This window comes from Mesorhizobium sp. M1A.F.Ca.IN.022.07.1.1, from assembly GCF_003997575.1.
In the GTDB taxonomy this organism is placed as follows: Bacteria; Pseudomonadota; Alphaproteobacteria; order Rhizobiales; family Rhizobiaceae; genus Mesorhizobium.
Window position 1 is genome coordinate 1 of sequence record NZ_RZST01000306.1, and the last position, 7128, is coordinate 7128.

The 7128-nt window shown below is 64.7% G+C and carries 7 protein-coding genes; 6 read left to right on the forward strand and 1 reads right to left on the reverse strand.

Translation table 11 applies throughout. From position 1 onward, the window contains the following. The 4 genes from EOA75_RS25850 to leuC all read left to right on the forward strand — a co-directional run. Window positions 1-696, forward strand: a 696-nt coding sequence (locus tag EOA75_RS25850) for a transporter substrate-binding domain-containing protein (protein WP_127325480.1), incomplete at its 5' end; no start/stop codon positions are given. 266 nt (window positions 697-962) lie between these two features. Continuing rightward, window positions 963-1775 (forward strand): amino acid ABC transporter permease, encoded by an 813-nt coding sequence (locus EOA75_RS25855; protein ID WP_127325481.1) that lies wholly within the window; start codon window positions 963-965, stop codon window positions 1773-1775. 57 nt (window positions 1776-1832) lie between these two features. Next, window positions 1833-2468, forward strand: coding sequence for a class I SAM-dependent methyltransferase (locus tag EOA75_RS25860; RefSeq protein ID WP_127214587.1), 636 nt, complete (start codon window positions 1833-1835; stop codon window positions 2466-2468). Between the two features lie 280 nt (window positions 2469-2748). Continuing rightward, on the forward strand, window positions 2749-4158 hold the full coding sequence (leuC, locus tag EOA75_RS25870; protein WP_066991840.1) for a 3-isopropylmalate dehydratase large subunit: 1410 nt from the start codon (window positions 2749-2751) through the stop codon (window positions 4156-4158). 60 nt (window positions 4159-4218) lie between these two features. On the opposite strand, the gene EOA75_RS25875 is transcribed toward leuC, so the two are convergent. Continuing rightward, complete coding sequence (locus EOA75_RS25875) at window positions 4219-4533, reverse strand: hypothetical protein (RefSeq protein WP_066991843.1); 315 nt, start codon at window positions 4531-4533, stop codon at window positions 4219-4221. A gap of 126 nt (window positions 4534-4659) precedes the next feature. Between EOA75_RS25875 and EOA75_RS25880 the strand changes: the two genes are divergently transcribed. Together EOA75_RS25880 and EOA75_RS25885 are read left to right on the forward strand one after the other, a co-directional pair. Continuing rightward, window positions 4660-5853 carry a GGDEF domain-containing protein gene (locus EOA75_RS25880; protein ID WP_067322920.1) on the forward strand — a complete coding sequence of 398 codons (1194 nt, stop codon included), beginning with the start codon at window positions 4660-4662 and terminating at the stop codon, window positions 5851-5853. Window positions 5854-5968: 115 nt separating this feature from the next. After that, window positions 5969-7128, forward strand: a 1160-nt coding sequence (locus EOA75_RS25885) for a GGDEF domain-containing protein (RefSeq protein ID WP_164747558.1), incomplete at its 3' end; no start/stop codon positions are given.

Here is a 7128-nt window from a genome sequence, read left to right on the forward strand (position 1 = left end):
GTGGGGGTGACGGAAAGCGTTCCCCCGCCGCTGCAGTTCATCGACAAGAAGACCGGCAAGCAGATCGGCTGGGAATATGACGCGATGGATGAGATCGCCAAGCGGCTGAATTTCAAGGTTGAGTACCAGAACACCTCCTGGGACGCGATGATCCAGGCCGTTTCCGACAACCAGTACAATATCGGCATGACCGGCATCACCATCAAGGACGAGCGCAAGGCGAAGGTCGACTTCTCGGACCGTTACATGCGATCGGAACAGTTCATGCTGGTGCGCGGCGACGAGAGCCGCTTCACCGACGCCAAGAGCTTTGCCGCCTTCAAGGACGGGCTGATCGGCGCGCAAGCCGGCACGACGCCCTTCTACACCGCCGTCTACAGCGTGCTCGACGGCAATGAGCAGAACCCGCGCATAAAATTGTTCGAGACCTTCGGCGCCAGCGTGCAGGCGCTGAAGTCCGGCGATGTCGACGTGGTGTTGACCGACGGCACCGCCGGCAAAGGCTATGTCGACGCTTCCGAAGGCAAGCTGAAGCTGATCGGTGGGCCGCTCGGCAGCGAGGATTTCGGCTTCATCTTCCCCAAGGGCTCCGACCTGGTCAAGCCGGTCAACGCCGCGATCGCCGCGCTCAAGGCCGATGGCACGCTCGATGCGCTGAACAAGAAGTGGTTCCTCGACTACAAGATGGGGCAGTAGGCTCCTTTGCTGCGAATGATCGGCGACGGCGGCGGGCGGAAAACCGCGAAAGTCTCATTCCTTCCCACCCCCCTCTGTCCTACCGGACATCTCTCCCGCAAGGGGGGAGATTGGCTGTCGCCTTCGCTTTCGCAAATCGCCGACGTTGCAAGAAGAGCGCCGGCGACAAAGCTGCTGATCTTCCGTCCTGCGGGGGAGATGCCCGGCAGCGCAGAGGGGGCTGTGCCGGAACGCGACCTTCGCAACGATGCTGGCGGCACATCCTGATGACCGCCACGACGTCCACCGCCAAATCCGAATTCCCCTGGTGGCTGGCCGCAGCGGCCGTTCTGGCGCTCGCCGCGGCGCTGGCCATCGCCGCCAGCGACCTTTACGCCGAGGTCTTCGCCACCGTCGCCAAGGGCATCGGCATCACCGTCTTCGTCACCGTGGTCGGCTTCGCGCTGGCCTCGGCGCTTGGACTCGGCATCGCGCTGATGGCCTTGTCGGGGTCGCAATGGCTGCGCCAGATCGCGCGCTTCTATGTCGAGATCATCCGCGGCGTGCCGATCCTGGTGCTGCTGTTCTGGATCGCTTTTGCCGGGGCGCCGGCATTCGTCGCGGCGTGGAACGGGCTGACGGCGCCGCTGCAGAGCGCCGGCTGGATCGGCGAGCTCCTGGTGCGCGACATCTCGCTTCTGTGGCGCGCCATCATGGCTCTGACCATCGGCTATTCGGCCTTCATCTCGGAAGTGTTCCGGGCCGGCATCCTGTCGGTCAAGAAGGGTCAGATCGAGGCGGCAAAGGCGCTCGGGCTGACGCGCGTGCAGCGCTTCCGGCTGATTGTCTTTCCGCAGGCGATCCGCACCATCCTGCCGCCGCTCGGCAACGATTTCGTCGCCATGGTCAAGGACTCCTCGCTGGTCTCGGTGCTGGGCGTTGCCGACATCACGCAGATCGGCAAGGTCTATGCCGCCGGCTCGTTCCGCTTCTTCGAGACCTATTCGATCGTCGCCTATATCTATCTGATCTTGACGGTCGGCCTGTCGCTGGCGCTGCGGGCGCTCGAGAAACGGCTGCGACGGCAGCATGAGCAATAGCCCCCGGGCCAAGAGCGCGCTACGCTTCCTGGGTTAGTAACGTCCAGGAGCTGACCCATGAATTTCGACAAGGCCAATGCGGCGCTGGATTCCGTCTATTCGGCCGAGACGCCGGAGGCGCTCGCCAAGGCCTATGCCGAATGGGCGGCGACCTATGACGGCGAGACCGCCTCGCTCGGCTATCTGCTGCCCTTCCTTATCACCGCCTGGGTGGCGCGGCATGTGCCGGCGGGCGAAGGCCCGCTGCTCGACGCCGGCTGCGGCACCGGCCTGTCCGGGCCGTCATTGAAAGCGCTGGGCTATGGCGACATCTGCGGTCTCGACCTTTCAGACGACATGCTGAAGATCGCAGGCAGCCGCAATGCCTATGGCGAGCTGAAGAAGGCGATGCTCGGCGGTCCGCTGCCCTGGCCCGACAGTCATTTCCGCGCCTTCTTCTCGACCGGCGTCTTCACCATCGGCCACGCGCCGGCCGAGGGCCTGCACGAACTCGTGCGCATCACGAAGAGCGGCGGCCACGCCATCTTCACAGTGCGCGACCAGGTTTTTGAGAGCGGTGGCTTCCAGGCGGTGTTCGACGATCTCAGGCAGGCAAGGAAATGGCGGCTGGCCGAGGAAAGTCCGTGGTTTCGCTGCTATGCGATCGGCGACCCGGACGCGCTGGTGAAGACTTTCGTATTCGAGGTGCTGTGAGCGCGGCTTCCCCTTCTCCCACAAGGGGAGAAGGCAAAGCTACCGCAATTGCCGAAAAGCCAAAACGTTGATATGAGCAGCGCCATGGAAGAGCTTTTCAGCGATCCGGCCTATAAGGGTTTCGTGCTGCAGGACAGGAAGCGCCTGCCGTCGCGATTTGCCGCGCGCGTCTGCGGCGCGCTCACCAGCCGACTTAGCTGAGGCGACCGATCCGGTCGCTTCGCCGGTCAGAAGCCCCGGCGCCAGCTTTTGCCATTCTCATATCGACGGATTTACGCACATGAGCGCACCGCGCACCCTCTACGACAAGATATTCGACGACCATGTCGTCGACCGCCAGGACGACGGCACCTGCCTGCTCTATATCGACCGCCACCTCGTCCACGAGGTCACCAGCCCGCAGGCCTTCGAAGGCCTGCGCATGAGCGGCCGAGACGTTCGCCATCCTGAGAAGACGCTCGCCGTGGTCGACCACAACGTGCCGACCTCGCCCGAGCGCAAGTTCGGCATCAAGAACGAGGAAAGCCGCATCCAGGTCGAGGCGCTGGCCAAGAATGCCAAGGATTTCGGCATCGAATATTATTCGGAGAACGACGTCCGCCAGGGCATCGTCCACATCATCGGGCCGGAGCAAGGCTTCACGCTGCCCGGCATGACCATTGTCTGCGGCGACAGCCACACCTCCACGCACGGTGCGTTCGGCGCGCTGGCGCACGGCATCGGCACTTCGGAAGTCGAGCATGTGCTGGCGACGCAAACTTTGATCCAGCGCAAGGCCAAGAACATGCTGGTGCGCGTTGACGGCCAGCTTCCGGAAGGCGTCACCGCCAAGGACATCATCCTCGCCATCATCGGCGAGATCGGCACTGCCGGCGGCACCGGCTACGTCATCGAATATGCGGGCGAGGCGATCCGCTCGCTGTCGATGGAAGGTCGCATGACGATCTGCAACATGTCGATCGAAGGCGGTGCGCGCGCCGGCTTGATCGCGCCGGACGAGACCACCTTCGCCTATGTGAAGGACAAGCCGCGCGCGCCGAAGGGCGCCGCCTGGGACGCCGCGCTTGCCTACTGGAAGACGCTGCATTCCGACGAAGGTGCGCATTTCGACAAGGTGGTCGTGCTCGATGCGCAAAAACTGCCGCCGATCGTCTCCTGGGGCTCCTCGCCCGAGGATGTCGTCTCGGTGCAGGGTTTCGTGCCGAATCCGGCCGACATCGCCGACGAGAACAAGCGTTCCTCGAAGCTGCGCGCGCTCGACTATATGGGGCTGACGCCCGGAACCAAGATCACCGACATCACGCTCGACCGCGTCTTCATCGGGTCCTGCACCAATGGCCGCATCGAGGACCTGCGCGCCGCCGCCAAGGTTGTCGAGGGCAAGAAGGTCAATCCGCGCGTGAACGCCATGATCGTGCCGGGCTCCGGCCTGGTGAAGGAGCAGGCCGAAGCCGAAGGGCTCGACAAGATCTTCGTCGCCGCGGGCTTCGACTGGCGCGAGCCCGGCTGCTCGATGTGCCTGGCGATGAACGACGACCGGCTGAAGCCGCATGAGCGCTGCGCCTCGACTTCGAACCGCAATTTCGAGGGCCGGCAGGGTTTTAAGGGCCGCACCCATCTTGTCTCGCCGGCCATGGCGGCGGCGGCGGCAATCGCCGGCCATTTCGTCGATATCCGCGACTGGAAGTAACGGCCTGCCGCGGACGCGATCAAAGGCCCGGAGCGCACCGCGTTCCGGGCCTTTTGTCGCTCAGCGGTCGCCGAGCCGGATAATCTCGTGGAACTCCTCACGTCGGCCAGGCTCGTCGGCAGCGACGATCAGCGCCAGTTGCTGCTCGTCGAAAATCTTGAACCACTCGTCCCATTCGACCAGCTCGTAGCCGCCGGCGTTGGGAGGCCGCTCCGGGCGGTCGTCGTCCTCATAGGCGTTCTGGCCAAAAACCAGGCGCAGCATGGGTTGCGTGCCGGCCTCGGGCGAAATGTCGACAATGGCCGGAAATCCGGCGCGCGCCGCCGCCCAGGAACGGATCGCATCGTGCTCGGTCAGGGTGATTGTACCGGCCATCAGCGTTCTCCTGTTTTGTGTTGAGAACGCCGGTCTCCCGGAGCTGTTCCAAGCCGTCGCTTAACCGCTTGTTTGTGCTTCCCGACTAGCATCTCCCCTTGGGTAACTTGGGGAAGTCACGGTCCGTTGGACACCGGTCTGCTCATAGCGCTGCTCAATCCGACGATAGCGCTGGCGCTCGGCGCTGCGTTCCTCGTGCTGTGGTTCTACCAGCGCCATCGTCCGTATCTGGCGGTGCTGGCGGCGAGCTACTGCCTGTCGGCGTCGGGTTTCCTGCTGCAATATTTCACGCTGCCGCTCGGCATCGTGGCGACCAAGCTGATCTCCAACATATGTTTCACGATAGCCGCCTGCTGCCTTTCCGGCGCGATCATCGCCCGCTACGGCCGGCGCGTGCCTTATTTCGGCATCGGGCTCATGGCCGGCGGCGGGCTCGCCGCCTTCGCATGGTTCATGTTCGTCGAGCCGGATCTTACCTGGCGCGTGCTCAGCATGAATTTCGGCTTCGGCGGCCTGAGCCTGCTCGTCGCCGCCGAGCTCAGGACAGTGCGCAACAATGGCCCTGAGAAAATCCTGGTCGCGCTGGCCCTGCTTTCCGCGCTGAATTTCACCGCCCGTACCCTGATCGTCGTCATCGCGCATGGACCGTTCCCAAGCTATGACGGCTTCTACGGCTCGTCCTACTGGACGACGGCGCTGCTCTCGCACGCGCTTTTGTCGCTTCTGATCGCGCTCTGCCTGTTCACGGCGGCCGCCCTCGACGTGCTGAAGGCACTGAAGGCCGAGACGCACACCGACCCGTTGTCCGGTCTTCTCAACCGCCGCGGCTTCGAAGACCGGGCAGCACTGCTGCTCGATCAATGCGCCAAGGCCGGGTTTCCCGTCGCGCTGGTGCTTGCCGACCTCGATCACTTCAAGGCGCTCAATGACCAGCACGGACATGAGGCGGGCGACCGAGTGATTGCCGACTTCGCTGCCAAGCTGCGCTTTGCCACGGGCGCGCGCGGGGCTGCGGGCCGCATCGGCGGCGAAGAGTTCGCCGTGCTCCTGCCGCTCAGCGATCTCGCCGCGGCGCGCCTTTTCGCCGAAGCGATCCGCACTTTCTATTCGGCCGGGGCCGTCGACGGCCTGCCGCCCGGCACCAGGGTGACAGCGAGCTTCGGCGTTGCGGCCCGCAGCGGCGCGGAAGGGCTGGCGCCGCTGATGCGGCGCGCCGACGAGGCGCTCTACAAGGCCAAGAGGAATGGCCGCGACAGCGTCCGCCTTTCCTACGAGCGCCCCGAAACCGCCTTCGTGCCCGAAGCGGTGAGCGTCGGCTGAAAATCGCAGGCTCCAGAGCACCTGACAACAGCCAACATCACTGCCCGAAGGCGACGGACGTTAACGTGTTTTTCGCCCGTCGATGGTTTTCTGCCCGGGGGGCTTCGAAGGGAACATGGGCAGCGCTGATTTCATCCTGGTGATCAATCTGCTCGTCGCCGGGCTGTTGGCCGCGGCCTTCGCGGCGATCGCCGTCCACGACGTCGGGCGTGTGTCGGCGCGCTGGCTGGCTTTCGGCTATTTGCTCGGCATGGCCTATTTTGCCATCGAGTTCAGTATCCCCGCTTTTGCCGATGCCCGGCTGCCGGTTGTCATGGCCTTCGCTGTCTTCCTCGGCGCAACCATCGCTTTCAACGGCGGGCTTGCCCACAAATATGGCGTGACGCCGCCCTGGGCGCCGATGCTGGTCTTCCTGGCCGTGGCCTCGGCCGCCGTCTATCTGGTGCAGGACCTGCCGCGATACTCGCTCACCCGCATGTTGGCCTATCAGCTTCCTTATGCGGCCATGCAGTGCACCGCGCTTGGCATCGTGCTGTCCTCCAGGCAGCGGCTCGAGCGGCTCGATCACCTCCTGATGCTCGTGCTCGCGGCAAGCGCCCTGCAGTTCGCATCAAAGCCTTTCATCGCCGGCGCGCTGGGCGGCTGGGGCGCCAATCCGCAATCCTATGTGCAGACGGGTTATGCACTGGTGTCGCAGTCGCTTGGCACCGTGTTCGGTCTGGCGCTGGCGCTGCTCGCGCTCGCCATCCTGGTGCGCGACGTGCTGGCCGAGGCGATGTCGAAATCGGAGACGGACACGCTGTCGCGGCTCCTCAACCGCGGCGGTTTCGAACGCCATGCCGAGTTGGCGTTGCGCGATGCGGTGCGCCGGGGCGTACCGGTGGCGCTGGTCATTGCCGACCTCGATCACTTCAAGAGGATCAACGACAGCTACGGGCATGCCTGCGGCGATCGTGTCATCGAGACCTTCGCAGGCCTGCTGCGCGAGGCGGCGGCCGAGCATCACGTCGCCGGCCGCATCGGCGGCGAGGAATTCGCCATCATCCTGCCCGGTACCAACCTTGCTGCCGCGCGATTGTTCGCGGAAGGCGCGCGCAGCGCGTTTGGCGGGCTGCCGATCGAAGGCCTGCCCGCCGATCATCGCTGCAGCGCGAGCTTCGGCGTCGCCGAGCTTGCCACGGATGAGGATTTTCCAGATCTGCTGCGGCGCGCCGACGAAGCGCTTTACGCGGCCAAGAATGCCGGCCGCGACTGCGTGCGCGTCTCGCTCGGGAC